Source organism: Tenacibaculum sp., from assembly GCF_048269885.1.
In the GTDB taxonomy this organism is placed as follows: domain Bacteria; phylum Bacteroidota; class Bacteroidia; order Flavobacteriales; family Flavobacteriaceae; genus Polaribacter.
Genome location: NZ_JBLWTZ010000015.1, coordinates 85,838 through 103,051, shown reverse-complemented (window position 1 = coordinate 103,051; position 17,214 = coordinate 85,838). Strand labels below are relative to the sequence as shown.

At 30.6% G+C, this 17,214-nt stretch carries 22 protein-coding genes and 1 tRNA gene; 18 read left to right on the top strand and 5 right to left on the bottom strand.

The window, feature by feature from the left end; all coding sequences use genetic code 11:
• Positions 1 to 330 precede the first annotated feature (330 nt).
• The 9 genes from ACN0WY_RS12420 (at position 331) to ACN0WY_RS12380 (ending at position 7,707) form a co-directional block, all read left to right on the top strand.
• Positions 331 to 975: a hypothetical protein gene (locus ACN0WY_RS12420; protein ID WP_417800553.1), complete on the top strand. Its 645-nt coding sequence runs from the start codon at positions 331 to 333 to the stop codon at positions 973 to 975.
• Positions 976 to 1,122: 147 nt separating this feature from the next.
• On the top strand, positions 1,123 to 1,644 hold the full coding sequence (locus tag ACN0WY_RS12415; protein ID WP_417800552.1) for a hypothetical protein: 522 nt from the start codon (positions 1,123 to 1,125) through the stop codon (positions 1,642 to 1,644).
• 164 nt (positions 1,645 to 1,808) lie between these two features.
• The gene (locus ACN0WY_RS12410) at positions 1,809 to 2,966 is read left to right on the top strand and encodes a hypothetical protein (protein ID WP_417800551.1); all 1,158 of its coding nucleotides are present in this window, start codon (positions 1,809 to 1,811) and stop codon (positions 2,964 to 2,966) included.
• A 225-nt stretch (positions 2,967 to 3,191) separates the two neighbouring features.
• Complete coding sequence (locus ACN0WY_RS12405; protein WP_417800550.1) at positions 3,192 to 4,676, top strand: hypothetical protein; 1,485 nt, start codon at positions 3,192 to 3,194, stop codon at positions 4,674 to 4,676.
• A gap of 2 nt (positions 4,677 to 4,678) precedes the next feature.
• Positions 4,679 to 5,074, top strand: coding sequence for a hypothetical protein (locus ACN0WY_RS12400; RefSeq protein WP_417800549.1), 396 nt, complete (start codon positions 4,679 to 4,681; stop codon positions 5,072 to 5,074).
• A 188-nt stretch (positions 5,075 to 5,262) separates the two neighbouring features.
• The gene (locus ACN0WY_RS12395; RefSeq protein WP_417800548.1) at positions 5,263 to 5,442 is read left to right on the top strand and encodes a hypothetical protein; all 180 of its coding nucleotides are present in this window, start codon (positions 5,263 to 5,265) and stop codon (positions 5,440 to 5,442) included.
• Between the two features lie 103 nt (positions 5,443 to 5,545).
• Positions 5,546 to 6,202 carry an intradiol ring-cleavage dioxygenase gene (locus tag ACN0WY_RS12390; RefSeq protein ID WP_417800547.1) on the top strand — a complete coding sequence of 219 codons (657 nt, stop codon included), beginning with the start codon at positions 5,546 to 5,548 and terminating at the stop codon, positions 6,200 to 6,202.
• A 99-nt stretch (positions 6,203 to 6,301) separates the two neighbouring features.
• On the top strand, positions 6,302 to 6,847 hold the full coding sequence (locus ACN0WY_RS12385; protein ID WP_417800546.1) for a TPM domain-containing protein: 546 nt from the start codon (positions 6,302 to 6,304) through the stop codon (positions 6,845 to 6,847).
• A 65-nt stretch (positions 6,848 to 6,912) separates the two neighbouring features.
• Positions 6,913 to 7,707, top strand: a complete 795-nt coding sequence (locus tag ACN0WY_RS12380; RefSeq protein ID WP_417800545.1) for a cation transporter — start codon at positions 6,913 to 6,915, stop codon at positions 7,705 to 7,707.
• Here ACN0WY_RS12380 and ACN0WY_RS12375 read toward each other — a convergent pair.
• Positions 7,696 to 8,277, bottom strand: coding sequence for a TetR/AcrR family transcriptional regulator (locus tag ACN0WY_RS12375; protein WP_330488710.1), 582 nt, complete (start codon positions 8,275 to 8,277; stop codon positions 7,696 to 7,698). The genes ACN0WY_RS12380 and ACN0WY_RS12375 overlap by 12 nt on opposite strands.
• Positions 8,278 to 8,354: 77 nt before the next feature.
• Positions 8,355 to 9,110 (bottom strand): SDR family oxidoreductase, encoded by a 756-nt coding sequence (locus ACN0WY_RS12370; protein ID WP_417800544.1) that lies wholly within the window; start codon positions 9,108 to 9,110, stop codon positions 8,355 to 8,357.
• Between the two features lie 182 nt (positions 9,111 to 9,292).
• Between ACN0WY_RS12370 and ACN0WY_RS12365 the strand changes: the two genes are divergently transcribed.
• From ACN0WY_RS12365 to ACN0WY_RS12345, 5 genes are all read left to right on the top strand, one after another.
• Positions 9,293 to 9,817, top strand: a complete 525-nt coding sequence (locus ACN0WY_RS12365; RefSeq protein ID WP_417800543.1) for a TetR/AcrR family transcriptional regulator — start codon at positions 9,293 to 9,295, stop codon at positions 9,815 to 9,817.
• A gap of 5 nt (positions 9,818 to 9,822) precedes the next feature.
• Positions 9,823 to 10,233 (top strand): nuclear transport factor 2 family protein, encoded by a 411-nt coding sequence (locus ACN0WY_RS12360; RefSeq protein WP_330488713.1) that lies wholly within the window; start codon positions 9,823 to 9,825, stop codon positions 10,231 to 10,233.
• A 173-nt stretch (positions 10,234 to 10,406) separates the two neighbouring features.
• The gene (locus ACN0WY_RS12355) at positions 10,407 to 10,850 is read left to right on the top strand and encodes a GNAT family N-acetyltransferase (protein WP_330488714.1); all 444 of its coding nucleotides are present in this window, start codon (positions 10,407 to 10,409) and stop codon (positions 10,848 to 10,850) included.
• A gap of 54 nt (positions 10,851 to 10,904) precedes the next feature.
• On the top strand, positions 10,905 to 11,825 hold the full coding sequence (locus ACN0WY_RS12350) for a hypothetical protein (protein ID WP_417800542.1): 921 nt from the start codon (positions 10,905 to 10,907) through the stop codon (positions 11,823 to 11,825).
• A 116-nt stretch (positions 11,826 to 11,941) separates the two neighbouring features.
• Positions 11,942 to 12,553 (top strand): aspartyl/asparaginyl beta-hydroxylase domain-containing protein, encoded by a 612-nt coding sequence (locus ACN0WY_RS12345; RefSeq protein WP_417800541.1) that lies wholly within the window; start codon positions 11,942 to 11,944, stop codon positions 12,551 to 12,553.
• A 51-nt stretch (positions 12,554 to 12,604) separates the two neighbouring features.
• Here the strand turns inward: ACN0WY_RS12345 and trxB are convergent, their stop codons facing one another.
• Positions 12,605 to 13,543 (bottom strand): thioredoxin-disulfide reductase, encoded by a 939-nt coding sequence (gene trxB, locus ACN0WY_RS12340; protein WP_330488717.1) that lies wholly within the window; start codon positions 13,541 to 13,543, stop codon positions 12,605 to 12,607.
• Between the two features lie 280 nt (positions 13,544 to 13,823).
• Here trxB and ACN0WY_RS12335 point away from each other — a divergent pair.
• The 4 genes from ACN0WY_RS12335 (at position 13,824) to ACN0WY_RS12320 (ending at position 16,308) form a co-directional block, all read left to right on the top strand.
• Positions 13,824 to 13,898 (top strand) — tRNA-Pro (locus tag ACN0WY_RS12335).
• Between the two features lie 115 nt (positions 13,899 to 14,013).
• A complete protein-coding gene (locus ACN0WY_RS12330; RefSeq protein WP_417800540.1) occupies positions 14,014 to 14,877 on the top strand; it encodes an AraC family transcriptional regulator in 864 nt (287 codons plus the stop codon).
• Between the two features lie 84 nt (positions 14,878 to 14,961).
• Positions 14,962 to 15,594 carry a class I SAM-dependent methyltransferase gene (locus tag ACN0WY_RS12325; protein ID WP_417800539.1) on the top strand — a complete coding sequence of 211 codons (633 nt, stop codon included), beginning with the start codon at positions 14,962 to 14,964 and terminating at the stop codon, positions 15,592 to 15,594.
• A gap of 3 nt (positions 15,595 to 15,597) precedes the next feature.
• The gene (locus ACN0WY_RS12320) at positions 15,598 to 16,308 is read left to right on the top strand and encodes a DUF2490 domain-containing protein (protein ID WP_330488720.1); all 711 of its coding nucleotides are present in this window, start codon (positions 15,598 to 15,600) and stop codon (positions 16,306 to 16,308) included.
• Between the two features lie 88 nt (positions 16,309 to 16,396).
• On the opposite strand, the gene ACN0WY_RS12315 is transcribed toward ACN0WY_RS12320, so the two are convergent.
• Both ACN0WY_RS12315 and ACN0WY_RS12310 read right to left on the bottom strand, forming a co-directional pair.
• On the bottom strand, positions 16,397 to 16,783 hold the full coding sequence (locus ACN0WY_RS12315) for a hypothetical protein (RefSeq protein ID WP_330488721.1): 387 nt from the start codon (positions 16,781 to 16,783) through the stop codon (positions 16,397 to 16,399).
• A gap of 10 nt (positions 16,784 to 16,793) precedes the next feature.
• Positions 16,794 to 17,213, bottom strand: coding sequence for a GreA/GreB family elongation factor (locus ACN0WY_RS12310; protein ID WP_417800538.1), 420 nt, complete (start codon positions 17,211 to 17,213; stop codon positions 16,794 to 16,796).
• Position 17,214: the final 1 nt, after the last annotated feature.

Sequence of the window (17,214 nt, the reverse complement as noted above, 5' to 3'; positions counted from 1 at the left end):
AATTCGAAGTAGTAAAAGCGTAGGGATTATCAATGTTGACGAAATCTAGGTTTCAACGTATATCATAACCTTACTCTACGCTTTTTTCTTTCTGGTTTTTATTACTAAATTTAAACAATTGCTAACTTAAGCTGTATATAGCAAATAGGGCGTTAGGTGGTTTACGAAAGTTCAGTGCTATTTACCAACACCGCCAAATCGTTGATTTGGCTTTTAAAATGAAAAGATAAAAACAAAATACAACGCCTTGGCTCAGTGCAAACTTGAAAGTTTATCGCTTTCTACTGCCCTACTTGCCATATACTAACCGTTGTAGTGCATTTGAGAAAAATGAAAAACACATTGATAAATAGAATATTTGACACACCATTAGGGATAATTTCTTGTTCTCTAAAATCAAATTTCTCGTTTATTGAATCTCAAAAAACTGGACAATACAAAAACGGAACTTATGAAAAGTTAAAAACTTCCGCATTTGACATTGAACTTATTGAGTTTAAAGTAAAACAACCCAATTACCTTGGAGAAATAGTATCTGATTCCAAATGTTGGATTTGGAGAATTATAAAAGCAAAAGACATTTTTGAAAACCTTGAAATAAAGGTCTCTGTTTCGGATTACCCAAAAAACGCTGAATTTGACTTTGCATCTGGAGAAAATTTAGATGCTTTCGAAATTACAAATGACCAATGGAAATTACATATCGGAACAGAAGATGGAGAAATATTGAATTATAGAGCTGAAAATAACGATTGGTTTCCAACTCGACTTATAAACACAAAAAAACATTGGCAAGAAATAACTGAATTAAACAAGTCCTCAATCCAAACAAGTGTGCCTGAATTAAAAATTAACGAAAAAATTCATTTACAATATTTAACAGCATTTGACAAGCAGAATACCGAAACTATTAACACTTGGGTTGCTGTCGATGAACATAAATCGGAATTGGAAAAATGGATTGGGATAAAATAAAAAACGCACTACAACAATGGCTATAAGTAATTGCTCGTTCTCGCCTACTTCTGAAAATCCTCGCGGATTTTCAGTTTGGTGTGTACTTGCAAAGTTAAGTGCTAAACCACGCAACTACTCATAGCTAGGGACGTTATAGTTAATTGCATGAAAATTTATTTATTATTATTTTTAACATACTTTACTTGTAATGCTCAAGTTGATAGTTTTTTTAAAGACTTTAAAGAGTGTAATTGTTATTTAATAAAGGACTCTATTACTCTATTCGATAAGCGTAGAAATTTCACTTTAAGATTACCAGAGAAATGGAAAGGAAAATTTGAAGGTGATAATAATAGTTTAAATATCTATAAAACACCAGATTCTTCTATATTTAAATTACAGGGAAATTCAGCCTATGATGTTCAGGGTAACAGAATTAAAAACGAAAAGAAAAATCCAAATATCATAGGGATAGATTATATAGAATCTCAAGAGATAGTGATTTTAAATCACCCAAAAGGATTTTATAAAGAGAAATTACTTCATAAATATACACTTCACTTTGAAACTAAAAACAATCCTTGGGTCTGGATGTTTTACTTAGTTGCTGACAGAGTACCAACAAAAAAAGATATTTGTGAAATTAAATATATCATAAAACAGTACATACAAGAACTTAAAAACTAACTACAAAAAGGTGTATAATTCATTGCGTTTGAATTTCCTCATCGGAAATTAAATTTTATTAATTATCTTTCCATATCAACGGAAAAGAAGTCGCGTCTTTTTCCCGCAAAAAATAATGCACAAATACGTTAGGGCAAATTTACCAAAAAACCCAAAATTGAACTATGAAAGAAAAATTTATTCTTTTAATTGCCTTCTTAATTTTTGGACTAAACACTTCACTATCACAGAAATTAAAAACAATTGATAAACTTGAGTTTGAAAATTATGAACTAAAAATTATCTTTTTTGACCCTTACGAAAATTTAGTTTCAGAAAATCCAGAATTCAAAAACCTTGACTCGTTAAAACAAGGAGAAATTTGGAATAAATATTTACTTAACAATGTCATTTATGATTTTCAATTAATTCAAAAAAAGAAAATTGTTAAACATTATATTTTAAGAGGAAATTCATCGAAGAACATTTACCCAAAAGATTTAACGAGAAATAATATCTATTTATTAGATATAGTAAATCATAAAAAGAACACTAATTTTTATAGATTATCAGACTATTCAAAAATGATTGATAAAACAATCGATAAGTTCAGTTTTTATGGAACACTATTCGAGAATATGGAACTGCTGAAAGATAATGATGGAAAATTAGGCAAAAAACTCTTTGGTAGATTTAGATTAAAAATTCCTTATTCCACAATCCAGAATAATGTAATGACTTTGATAGGTTTTGACTTATTTGGAGAAATAGAAACTGAATGGATAGTTAATAACACAGAAGAATTTAAAAACTCTTTTTTCGATTATCAAGAAAAAATCGACCAATATTTCAAAATCGAAAGAATTAAAAAAACGTACGCAAGAACGTACGACCAAAATGGAGAAATTCAAAATGAATATCCAAGGTTAAATACGGATGAGGATATCAAATCTTATATTGGAAAAATGAATAGAATTGGAGATGTAGTTTCTTTACCGTTTTTCAAATCTACTGACAAAGTAATTTTAATCGAACAGGATAGTTTATACTCAAAATATAAAGTTGAGACTAAAAACAATAAACCGATTGATAAGTATTTAGAAAATATTGTCGTCTTAAAAAATTCAGATGGAGAAATTGAGAATATTACAGCAACTCTTTTAATACACGGTTCATCGATTGACAGAGGAGATTATGTTGAGAGAGAGAATTATATTGCATATTTCAAGACTTTTGACAATTTGCGCTTACCTTTTAAAATTCTGTTTTCACCATTATCTGACAAACAATTTGAAAAACCACGAATTGAAATTGGATTAGATTATTTGTTCCATAAAAAATAAAAAACTTGCCCTAACACCGTATATAATTCATTGCGATTGAATTTCCTCATCGGAAATTAAATTTTATTAATTATCTTTCCATATCAACGGAAAAGAAGTCGCGTCTTTTTCCCGCAAAAAATAATACACAAATACGTTGTGGCTCATATCCCTACTCAAACGGCTGATGTAAACGAAAAAATTGCAAGTCAGTAATTTGAATTAATAATCTTAAATTTAACAGATATGAAAAACAGAAACAACAAAATCAGTAACCTTTTCAAAGTAGGTGTTTTTCTCTTTGGTATTTCCTTATTGCTGTGGAATTGTGAAAATGAACCTTTGTTAGAAACACAAAGCAACTTTATAAGTAAAGTTAAAAATAGAATAAACACCGACTTAATAGACCTTCCTTATACTAAGGACAATTTAACAGTTGACTGGAACAACTATAATATTATAACAAGTGATGGTTTAGAGTTCTATGAATTTAAAACAAAACTAATAGCTCCTTTAAAAAACTCCTCTGAAAGTTTTAACAGCCCTAGTTTTTATGTAATAGCCTATAAAGAAAACAACGCTATTATTATTAAGTATATAGAGGTAAGAGCATACGACTATAGTTTAGAAAAACTCCCTATAGATTTTATTAATTTAGGAACTTTCTCAGGTTCATTTAGGTATTTTAATGAAAAGGGAAAGATAGAGAATTCTGAAGCTTATATAGAAGGATATTTGATAAAATCAGAGAAAGAGAACTATTTACCTATAGAAAGAAGCACATTAAATAGAGCAAAAGAAGATGGAACTTTCCAAGCAAAAGTTCAGCCTTGTACAGAGATTCCTTCAATACTTTATATTCATGAAACAACACATCATTATCAAGATTACTATAAAGCATCTTACCGAGTTGATTCTAATGGAAACATGATAGAAGGAAGTATGACAGTAGCAGACGTACCCTATAAATCGGTATATTTAGGTTCAACAACACAAACCTATACTTATACAAGTTATTCGTGCGACACACCACATACTGGAGATGAAGTGTACAAATCTGAATATATGAGAGAGCAAATACTTATGAATTGTGGACCAGAGTATGACGATGTAACCTATGATGGACATTGTGTTGATACAGAAGAACAAATAATCAATAAACTTGAAGGTAAAGCGGAGTGTGTTTTTAATAAACTAAAAAATTCAAGTACAGGGTTTAAAAATATGATACAAAAGTTTGATGGTGACTTTCCAGTGAGTCATTTAAAGTATTCTATTGATAATTCTCTTCCTGATAGTGCGAATGCTATTACAGATAATGGTGGTGAATATATAATTGAGATTAAATTAAATGGAAATAACCTTTCTCAAAGAACAGTATTGGGATTGGCACGAACATTGACTCATGAAACTATACATGCTGAAATGTACAGGAAATTGCGTTCTGTAAACTATAAAGTATCTATAAATGATTTTCCTGGGATTTATGACTATTATAGAAGACATAAAAACTGGCAACATGAACAAATGGCTGCTCATTATGTTGGAACTATAGCAGGCATGCTGAAGGAATTTGATAATTCTCAAAACACCAATTCGTTATATACGGATTTAGCTTGGGAGGGGTTACAAAATACAGTTACTTGGAATAATCTTTCTAATTCAGAAAAAGATAGAATAATAAATACTGTTAAAAATTATAAAAGCACAGGAACAAAAAAATGTAATTAACAATGAGAAATAAATTATTGATTTTAATAATGATAGTAAGTTGTACTTCTCTATTTTGTCAGGAAGCTCATTTATCATATAATTTGTTTGGAGAAAAAAACATAAAAACAAGAACAGATAAGACAGTAACTTTTTTTATAGGTGAAAATAGTTTTACATACTTCAAAGATAAAGACTGCTATAGAATCATAAGTATTCAAAAAAAATTAAAGCCAGAAGTTTTAAAAATGGATAGCTTTTTAAATAGAGCACATCAATTAAAAAATACTAATAAAGAGAACAACAAAATTATAGTTAAAAAAAAGGATCAAATCTTTCAAAAAATCTTTCTTTATGAGAAACGAGATGATTGTATACATGTGTATTGTGTTAAATGGGAAGATTCAATTATCGATTAAATTTTAAAAGTAGTAGTTTACCCTACTACTTTTTTTTATTATTCATAATATTTTGAATTGATTTAAGCATCTGAGGAAAATAATCAAAGTACTGTTACTTGGCAAAATTTAACTTCTACAGAACAACAAGCGATTATTGACATACTAAATCAATATTTTTTTAACGGAACTTCAAATTGTAATGAATTATGGAAAAAATATTTTTAATTTTATTTATAGGATTTTCTTTTCTATCTCATTCTCAAGAAAAAGAAAGTGATTATTTTGTGGTTCATAAAGGAGGAGAAAAGCACTTAAAACCAACTAAGTATATACTTTTTAACCCCAAAATTGATAAAAAAACAAAGCGTAACAATGGCTATAAATAATTGCTTGTTCTCACCTACTTCTGAAAAACAATAGTTTCCTTATTCAGTTCGTATTCATTAAATTAGAGCTTAAAAAACACAACTAATTTTATACAAATATGTTATGACTTTTTCTAAACACAAAACACTAAAACACTATTTAGGAGCGCTTTTTTTAATGCTAATGGTAACTTCCTGTAAAGGACAAACACAAACTAACGTAGAAAGAAATGTAGGTGGAGCTTGCCAAGACTGTGAAGCTTTATTGGATTATAAAATGCTTAATAGAACCCCTAAGTCAGTTGATACCTTACCTGGTTTTCATGAAAATGAACCAAAACTAAAAATAACCGGTACTGTATTTAACAAAGACGGAAAAACACCTGCTGAAAATGTTATACTCTACATTTATCACACAAACAGAAATGGAATTTACCAACCTAGTGACAAACCTGTAGGTTCGGAAAAAAGACACGGACAACACAGAAATTGGCTTAAAACAGCTAACGATGGTAAATTTACTTTTTATACATTCAGACCAGCGTCTTACCCAAACTCTCAAGAACCAGAGCACATTCATATTTATGTAAAGGAACCCAATACCATACCTTATTATATTGACAGCTATCAATTTGAAAGTGACCCTGCTCTTACTGAAGAAAAAAAGCAATCAGAAAAAAACAGAGGAGGCTCTGGAATTATACGACTTAAAAAAGAAGATGGTATTTGGACAGCCCATAGAGATTTAATCTTAGGGTTAAATATTCCTGATTATGAGTAAAAGCTTTAGTTACAATTGCTACTCACCTATCCCTAAAGAATTCAGACTTCTATTCAATATGCATTTACTAAATTAGTTGTTTAAACTAGTTGTATAAAAATGAAACTTTTCTTTAAAATAATAATACTCTCTTTTTTAACAATTTCAAGCTGTAAGTTACAGCAAAATGAGAAGGATGAAACAAACACTAACGCTCCTAAAGCTGAATTTACCGAATTCGATTTAGGTGAAAGTGATTTACCCACACTAAAAAATGTAGTAAATGATTATGAATCTCTCTTCACCATTGAACAACTAGAAAAGCTAACCTTGTTAATTCGAGAGTATGAGAAAAAAACTTCCAACCAAATAGCTATTGTTTCTATTAAATCAATCGGAAAATACACCGATTTTAGTCAATTCGCTATTGACTTATCAAATTATAATGGGGTAGGTCAAAAAGAAAAAAATAACGGTTTGACTATTGTTTTCAGTAAAACCCTAAAAAAAATAAGAATTTCTACAGGCATTGGAACTGAACAAATTTTAACAGACGAAATTTGTGAGGAAGTAATTGAGAAAACAATTATCCCTGAGTTTAAAAAAGAAGAATATTACCTTGGTATTGAAAAAGGAATAACTGAGTTAATGACTAAGTGGGAATAGTACTATCTATTACATAACTATAAAAACAAACTATCCTACTTATTACTGATTCAAAAAGAAATTCAATGTATAAAACTATCTTTGAAATAACTAAAATGGATTGTCCTTCTGAAGAGCGTTTAATTCGAATGAAGTTAGACGGAATTTCTGGTATAGCGAATTTAAAGTTTGACATTCCTAATAGAAAATTAACAGTTTTTCATAATGAAGAAGTTGATGTAATTAAAACATCGGTAATTGAACTAAACTTAGGCGGAAAAAGGGTTTCTACAGAAAAAAGCAGTCAAACTGATTTTGAAGAAAACACCAATCAGAAAAAATTACTTTGGGCTGTTCTCGGAATTAATGCTGCTTTTTTTATTGTTGAAATGACAACGGGAATTATTTCTAAATCAATGGGACTTGTTGCTGATAGCCTAGACATGCTTGCTGATAGTTTTGTTTATGGAATTAGCCTTTTTGCCGTTGGTGGAACTTTAACAAGAAAGAAAAGAATTGCTAAACTTGCTGGGTATTTTCAAATAACTCTTGCTTTACTTGGATTTGTTGAAGTTTTAAGAAGATTTTTTGGTGCTGAAAAACTTCCAAACTTTTCAACAATGATAATCGTTTCGGTTTTAGCACTTATCGCAAATGGCATTTGTCTTTATATTTTACAAAAGTCAAAAAGTAAAGAAGAAGCTCACATGAAAGCAAGTATGATTTTTACTTCAAATGACATTATTATTAATTTAGGAGTAATAACAGCAGGAGTTTTAGTGCACTGGTTAAATTCTAACAAACCTGATTTGATTATCGGAACCATTGTTTTTGTTTTAGTAATTCAAGGAGCTTTTCGAATTTTAAAACTAAGTAAGTAAAGACAAGGCTACATTTATAGAATTAGATAACTCTTTGTTAGTAGGATCTACTTTAGAAACAACTCGAATACCATTGTAAAGTGTGTAAAGAAGAGTAGCTATAGCCCTTAAGTTTTCACTATTTTTTAATTGTCCTCTTTCCTTAGCCTCCTTCAAATATTCATAAAATAAGTCTTCAAAATCACGCTTATTTTCTATCAAGACTTTTTGTAAACTTTCGTCATTTGGAATAAGCTCTGTTGTAACATTTACCACAAAACACCCTTTTTTATCTTCATCAAGAATAGCTTCTTGTATGGCTTTATTAAAAAGCTCAGCAAAGCCTTCTTTCACATTTGGATGATTTTGAAAAAACTCTATTAACCCCTTTTTTGTAGTAGTTCTGTAGAGTTCGAAAGACTTTTTAAAGAGCTGTTCTTTATCTCCAAAAGTATCGTATAAACTTGCTCTGTTTATTCCTAATTGACTTACCAAATCTTGTACAGAAGTAGCAGCATATCCTTGCTTCCAAAACAAACACATTGCTTTGGTTAGTACTTCTTTTTCGTCAAATGATTTAACTCTAGGCATATAAAAAATGTGGAAGTTGTTTACACTTCCACAAAATTACCATATTGGAACTTTCATTCCAAATATATTCAAAAAAATTAACTCAATAGCGGATTAACATTTATTCCTCCGTCAATATTATATTCACTTCCTGTAATAAAAGAAGCGTTATCAGATGCTAAAAACGAAACTAGTTTAGCTACTTCTTCTGGTCGTCCAAATCGCTTTAAAGGAATACGATTTTCTATAGTTTGAGCAAAACCTTGTAATTGTTCTTCTTCCATTCCTGTTTTTCCGAAAATTGGTGTAGATATTGGTCCTGGATTTACTGAGTTAATTCTTATTTTTCTTGGAGCCAACTCCGTCGCTGCTGTTCGTGTATACGAATTAAGCGCTGCTTTTGATGCTGCATATACAGCTGTATTAGGCATTCCTGTATAAGCATTTATAGAGGATAAATTTATAACGGATGCTCCTTCATTTAAAATGGGCAAGAATTTTTCGGTAGTAAATACAGCTCCTTTAAAGTTAATGGCCATTTGATGATCAAACATTTCTTCGCTAATATCTCCTACTGGAGCAGGTTGAAAAATACCCGCATTTACAAACAATACATCAATTTTTTCAAAATCTTTTTTAACCTCTGCTACTAAATTCTCAATAGCAGGAATATCTTTAACATCAGCAACTATTCCTTTAACTCCCAACTTTTGTGATGCTTCTTTAACTTTTTCAGAATTTCTTCCTGTGATAATAACCGTTGCTCCTTGGTCTTTTAATTCTTTAGCAGATGCATAGCCAATTCCACTATTTCCGCCGGTTATAACGGCTATTTTACCTTTTAATGTACTCATTTTTTTGTTTTTTTAGTTAATAATTTATTCTGGAACAATCATTCCGTTTACAAACATACGCATAATAGAATGATTGTTCCAAATAAAAATTCATCTTATGTATTGAATTAAAAATGTTAAAAATCCGAACAGACTTGTCTGTTCTTTAAAATTCATATAACTTTGACGGAAAATTAAGAGATATGAGTAGCCCCAGAGAACGTATATTAGAAACAGTTGCGCATTTATTTCATCAACAAGGTTATAACAGCACGGGTATTAACCAAGTTATTAAAGAAGCTAAAGTTGCCAAAGCAAGTTTTTATCAGCACTTTAAATCAAAAGATGCTTTGTGTATTGACTTTTTAAATAACAGACACGAGCTCTGGTTTAAAGAACTCTTTAAGTTTACTTCGAAAAGTAAAAATTCAAAAGATAGGATATTACTAGCATTCGATTTTATAGCTTATATGAATACAAAAGAAAATTTTAGAGGCTGTAGTTTTTTGAATATTCTATCAGAAATATCTAAAGAACAGGAAGGTATTTTAACCGTAATTCAATTACATAAAAAAGAATTGAACAACTTTTTTCAAGAGTTAATAGACAACGAATTACTTGCTACACATAGTTATCTACTTTTTGAAAGCGCTATCATAGAAAGTCAACTCTTTAAATCGAATGAAATAGTATATAAATCAAAAAAAATCATACAAAACTTACTATAATTATTATGGAACAGAAACATCCACTTCCTCCTTTTACTCTTGAAACAGCTCAACAAAAAATTCAACTAGCAGAAGATGCTTGGAATTCTCAAAATCCTGAAAAAATAGCATTAGCGTACACTATTGATAGTGAATGGAGAAATAGAGACACCTTTGTTAACGGTAGGGAGGAAATTATTAACTTCTTGAGTAAAAAGTGGCAAAATGAGCTTAATTACAAACTAAAAAAAGAGTATTGGGCACATAGTGAAAATAGAATTGCTGTACGCTTTGAATATGAATATCAAAACAAAGAAGGCAAATGGTTTAGAGCTTACGGTAATGAAAACTGGGAGTTTGATGATAACGGACAAATGAAAAAAAGATATGCGAGTATTAATGATCTTGAAATAGAGGAAGTTGATAGGTATCTATAAAATTATTGACTTTTTTAGCAAAAAAATAACAGTGGCTCTGATAAATCATCAGAGTCACTTTTTGTATTTTTATAGCTTGAATAAAAATTGGAAAAAGCTAATCTTCCCCCTTCTCTTCTAAGAATAGCTAATGAATTATATATTAATTTTCGTAAATTAATTGAACCTATATAATGAATTATAAGGTAGATACTATAAACAAAACTGAATATCGAGAGGTGGTTGACTTATGGGAAGCTTCCGTTAGAGCGACACATCATTTTTTAAAAGAAGAAGACATTGCTTATTTTAAACCTCTTATCTTAAATACGTATTTAGATGCAGTAGAGTTAAAGTGCATTAAAGTCAACGAAAAAATAGTCGGTTTTTTAGGTGTTGCCGAACAAAAGTTAGAAATGCTTTTTATCCACCCTGAATATAGAGGTAAAAAAGTGGGAAAAACCTTATTAGAATATTCAATTGACAAATTGAATGTAGATAAAGTAGATGTTAATGAACAGAATGAGCAAGCTGTTGGTTTTTACAATCATTTGGGGTTTAAAACAATCAAGCGTTCTGAACTTGATGCCGCAGGAAAACCTTACCCAATTTTGCATATGAAACGAACTAAACAATAAACATTTTACACTCATTAAAAATATAAGCTACGCTTAAGAAAACTAAGTTAACACATGAAATCTGTACTTTTAAAACACAAAATCGCTTGTATCTCACTTATCTTCACCCTATCTTTTTTTGCCTCATGTTCTGGTAACGATGAAACTCCTGATACTGGAGACGAAGCGTACATTCACATTCCTGACAAACATTTTGAGGCAATATTAGTAGAACAAAAGTTAGATAGTGATGGCAGTATTAACCAAAAAATATCGAAAGAAGATGCGCAAAAAATTACTCGCTTAAATTTAAACTTAGACAGTAGTTTTGGAGAAACCAGTGATGTAACAGGAATGGAAGCTTTTACGAACCTAACATACTTGTCTGCTGCTGGACAAAAAATTGAAACTATCAACCTAAGTTCTAACACAAAATTAGATACCTTATATTTAAACGCAAACTACTTAACTAGTATTGACATTAGTAACAATCCTAATCTTCTTTTAGCAGATATTCATGCTAACGACCTTACCACTATTACAGGTTTAGAAAAGGCGAGTAAGTTGAAAACCTTACACTTATCTTTTAACAAGTTAACTCATTTAAATATATCTAATAATTCTTTAGAAGAGTTAACTATAACTAACAATTTGCTAACTTCATTTAAAACAGAAGGCACATCAAAATTGAAAAGTGCAGTATTAACAAGTAATAAAATTACTTCTATACATATAGATGATACTACCCCTTTAGAAACGCTTTTGGTTTCAGACAACCAAATAACTACTATTAACATTCATTCATTTACGAACTTAAAACACCTGTACATTACTAGTAATTTACTTGCTAATTTAGAGGTTAGTTACAATTTAAAACTTGAAGATTTAAGAGTAGACAGAAATCCTGATTTAACTTGTATTAAAATTAATCCTGACCAAACAATACCTACTGTTTATAAATCTGATCGTCAAAAATTAAGTGATACTTGCTTTTAAATTATAAAAAGTCAGAATAAAAGAGGTAACTTTATCAAAATGTAACACTTGTGAAGAAAATGTAACTTTTTGTAGTTTTACAATATACTAACCTAACCTTTTATAAACTTACGTCTATGGAAACAGTGACTACTAAAACAAGGAATACTTTCAGTGATCGTATTAAATTGCCCTTTAATTTTGAGGTACCTAAAATGCTTGAAGAAGCTAAAGCTTTACATTTAGATAATTTTGAATATTATGATGTAATTGCTTTACGATCGCCTGCACACCTAGTGGATACCTCGTTACCTTTTCCCCCTCCTGCTGAAGATTATGCTGATGGTTCGTGGACAGATTGGTTAGATACCAATGCTTTAAAAAAGTCTCCATACTTAACTAGTGTTATTGATTTTTTTAAAGAGAATACTACCGTAAACTTAGTTAGGTTGCTTCGACTGGCTCCACATTCAACAGTTAAAGAACACACAGATCCTACCTTAGGCTTGGAAGTTGAAAAATCAGTAATTCGGCTTACCATTCCTATCTTAAACAAAGAAAATGTAACTTTTTATTTAAATAACACTCCTGTATTAATGAAACCTGGAGAATGTTGGTACATGCGACTTACCGATCCGCATAAAGTAATAAATAATGGAGAAGAAGAACGTATAAACCTTACTATAGATATGATTCCTAACGATTGGATTCGACAACTTATTAATGAGAGTCAAGAAAATTCTAATTAAAACAAAAAGGGTACGCTAGCGTACCCTTTATAATTTTATATAGCCGTTGTTTTATTCTAACGCACCCAAGTAACGTTCAGCATCTAAAGCTGCCATACATCCTGTACCTGCTGCTGTTACAGCTTGACGATACTCTTTATCTTGCACATCACCTGCAGCAAAAACTCCTGGTAAATTAGTTTTAGTAGATTTTCCTTTCGTAATTAAATACCCCGTTTCGTCCATGTCTAAAACACCTTTAAACAATTCAGTGTTTGGCTTGTGTCCTATCGCAATAAATACTCCTGTTACAGGAACTTCAGTTTTCTCTCCTGTTTGATTGTTAACCGCACGAACTCCTTCCACTACATTTTCACCCAATACCTCATCTATTTCAGTATTGTACAACACCGTTATGTTTTCTGTTTTGTTTACACGATGTTGCATTGCTTTAGAAGCACGCATGTAATCTTTACGGACTAACATCGTTACTTTACTACAAATATTAGCTAAATAGGTTGCTTCCTCTGCAGCTGTATCTCCTGCTCCAACAACTACAACATCTTGTCCTTTGTAAAAGAATCCATCACAAGTAGCACAGGCTGATACTCCACCACCTATTAAGCGCTGTTCACTTTCTAAACCTAAATATTTAGCCGTTGCTCCTGTAGAAATAATAACAGTTTGTGCTTCAATTTCAGTTGATTCATCTACAGTTACCTTGTGAATTCCTCCTTCTTTATCAGCAAACTCCACTTTCGTAACCATTCCAAAACGCACATCTGTTCCGAAACGCTCTGCTTGATTTTTTAAATCTTCCATCATTGCTGTACCATCAGTACCTTTAGGATACCCAGGGAAATTATCTACCTCTGTTGTGGTAGTTAATTGTCCTCCCATTTGCATTCCTGTATACATAACTGGTTTCATGTCTGCTCTCGCTGCATATATTGCTGCGGTGTAACCTGCTGGACCAGACCCAATAATCAAACATTTAATTTTTTCTGCCATTATCTTGAATTTTTGAAGTTACAAATGTAATTTTTTTTTATTTCTAGTTATCGGCTTTTAAATATATTTTAACTATTGTCTTATAAAGTCAAATTATTTAATAATTATTTCATTTTTTTATTTGTCGTTTACTTTTTTTTTCTACATTTGCAGTCCCAATTATTCGGGGTGTAGCCTCTCATTTTATTCGAGATAAACTACACTACGAATTTTTACACTTTTCGGGGTGTAGCCTCTCGTTTTACTCGAGATAAACTACACTACGAATTTTTACACTTTTCGGTGTGTAGCGTAGCCCGGTCATCGCGCCTGCTTTGGGAGCAGGAGGTCGCAGGTTCGAATCCTGCCACCCCGACTAAAGAGTCCTAAAAATCATCTGATTTATAGGACTTTTTTATTTTTTAAAATTACTTATTATTGCCCTACTCTTTTTCTAGTTACATTTGTATTACTTTTTTGATTCTAACCTCATGAAGACCATCCCTGTAAGACATTTAAACACTTCTCAAAAAGAACCTAACCTTTCTGGTGATTTTATGATTAAAAATCTTCAGGAACTTCTTAATGGGAAAGATATGGTTCATGAACTTCACAGACACGATTTCTACTTCTTTTTAGCATTAAAAAAAGGCACTGGAAATCACGAAATAGATTTTGTTAATTATCATGTTACAGGTCATACTATTTTTATAATCCGACCTGGTCAAGTACACGAATTAGAATTAAAAAGTAATAGTGAAGGTTTTATGATTCAGTTTAATACTGATTTTTACTATCCTATTGATAAAGGGATGAATCTTTTATTACAAAAAGTGAGTACTTCAAATTATTATCAATTAGAGGAAAACCTTTTTTCAAGAATTACCCCTTTATTGACCTCTATTTTTTCAGAATACAAAGAAAAAGCTGAAGCATATAAAGAAGTTATAAAATCTAATCTTCATATTCTTTTTATAGAATTACTAAGGTTAAAAAGCACCAACAATAAAGATTCTAACACTAAGGATCTATATATTCAAGAATCTCTTGAGAAATTTCTACATTTATTAGAAACAAACATTACTAGTATAAAACAAGTTTCAAAATATGCTAGTATGTTAAATCTATCTAACTATCAGTTAAACGCCATAACAAAACAGACTTTAGGTAAAACAGCATCCGAACTTATTAACGAACAAATCATACTAGAGTCTAAAAGGTACCTTTTAGCATCTTCCAACCAAATAAATCAAATAGCATATTATTTAGGCTACGAAGATGTTTCTTATTTTATACGTTTTTTTAAAAAACATACTGGCTACTCTCCAGAAGCTTTCAGAAAAAAACAAACATAAGTACCATACTACTTTACAATAATCCTATCGTAGTGACTTAGCCCCTATTTACTTTTACATCGTATAAATAAAATAAAAAATACGATGAAAAAAAGCGATTTAAAGTATATAGATTTTTGGAATGAAAGGTATCAAAACCTCAACTTTGCTTATGGCAAAGAACCCAACTTATTTTTTAAAGAAGAGCTTCAAAAATTAAAAACAGGAACTCTCTTATTACCTGCTGATGGTGAAGGTAGAAATGGTGTATATGCTTCCAAATTAGGCTGGAATGTTACTGCTACCGATTTAAGTACTGAAGGAAAAAATAAAGCCTTAAAATTAGCCAAAGAGTTTGATGTTAACTTAAAGTATATTGTAGGCGACATACAAGATCTTGAATTTCCAAAAGAATCTTTTGATGTGATTGGTTTAATCTATGCACATTTTACAGCCTGGAAAATTTCTGCAATTCATCAAAAGTTAATTACACTTCTTAAACCTAATGGCTATGTAATTTTTGAAGCATTTAGTAAGAATCATCTGAATTATCAAAAGAATAATCCCAAAATAGGTGGTCCAAAAGATATAGACATGCTTTTTTCTATAGAACAAATACAACAAGATTTTACTGGTTTTGAAATTCAAGTTTTAGAAGAAGAGGAAGTCTTTTTGAATGAGGGAAATTGCCATAATGGTAAAGGAAGTGTGCTTCGTTTTATAGGCAAAAAACGCTAAGCAATGATAAAGAAATTGCTGGCTGTCGTATTTCTATTTATAGTTTTTAAGAGTAATGCCCAAAAAGCTGACCAGTTGAATTCATGGTGGTATTATTCTGGCAAGTATCAATTAACTGAAAAGTTCAATATTGAAACCTTATACTCTTGGAGCAGACATAATTTTGTCAAGGATTGGCAACAGTCAAAATTAAGGCTTGGTACAAGTTACGACCACTTAAAGAATATAAGTTTTGGTGCCGGGTATGAATGGGTAGTTCTATTTCCGTATGGAGCACATCCTGTCCCTAAAAAAAGAATAGAGCATCGTATTTATGAGTACTTTACTATAAAAAATAAAATTAAAAAAGTTTCCGTTAATTATGGAATGCTGTTAGAACAGCGTATCATGAAAGACAAAACAAGACACCGTTTACGGTTAGTATTTGGTGCAAAAATACCAATCATACGATCTAAAGAAGGTGAGACAAAACTAAGTATCTCATTTTTTAATCAAGTGTTTTTAGATATCGATAAATATACAAATAATAAAAACTTTAGTCAAAACAGGGCTTATGGAGCTTTTGACATTCCTTTAAATAATGCTTTGACCTTAAGTACAGGCTATATGAATCAATACATAATTATAAAAGAAAACCGTATTGAAAACAACCATACTTTCATGGTAAAACTATCTCACAAAATTGATTTTAGAACTAAAAAGAAGTCTCTTTAGTTTACGATTCAAAAAAACCTTGGAACTACATGATTCCAAGGTTTTACAACTAACTCTACAAATCTAACATACTTGCTTTACAAGAATGTTATTCTTTTAATAAAGCTTCCTCAAAAAACCTATCTTTCAGTTTTTGATAAGCTTCCAAATTTTTGTGATAACTCTCACGTAACCTATCGTACTCTCCTAAATAGGCCATATCGCATTGTATATCGTCACACTCTGCTACGTTAGCATACGTATTTGAATATGATAAGACCGTTTTATAAAGCTCATTGTTTACTTTTTTTCTTTCGGAAAAAAGTTTCAATGTTTCTTTAGAAATAGTTTTATTAACTATGGAGTACTCATATAAATTTAAAAGATTTTCAATCTCCTTATTGATATACCATAATTGATCTACCCATCCTTTTAGTTCTACATGATTATATTTATGTACGACATCTATATCGCTACCGTGATTATTATGTGTCATTTTTTTGTCTTTAAATTAAGGTACTAAAACTCTCTTCCCCTTCTTTTTGAGTAACTTTTAAAATTTTAACTTCTTTCCTTCCTCCTGGTAAATCCCAGTGAACTACATCGTTTAAAGCATAACCAAATAAAGCTATACCTATTGGTGTTAAAATAGAAACCTTGTTCTGTTTCAAATCCTTTTCAGTTGGTTTTACAAGCTGAATAGTTTTTTCCCAAACATCTCCAGAAGCTATAGTTACAACAGTATTTAAGCGTATAACATCATCAAGCATTTGTTCTTCATCTAAAATTTTAGCCGATTTTAATTCTTCAGCAAACTTATCTAGTGATGTTTGTACTTTACCTTCTTCAGTATGCTCTGAAACATTTAGCAAACTCTTAATGTACACATACTCTTTTTTCTCTAAAACTAAACTTCCGTGTTTCATT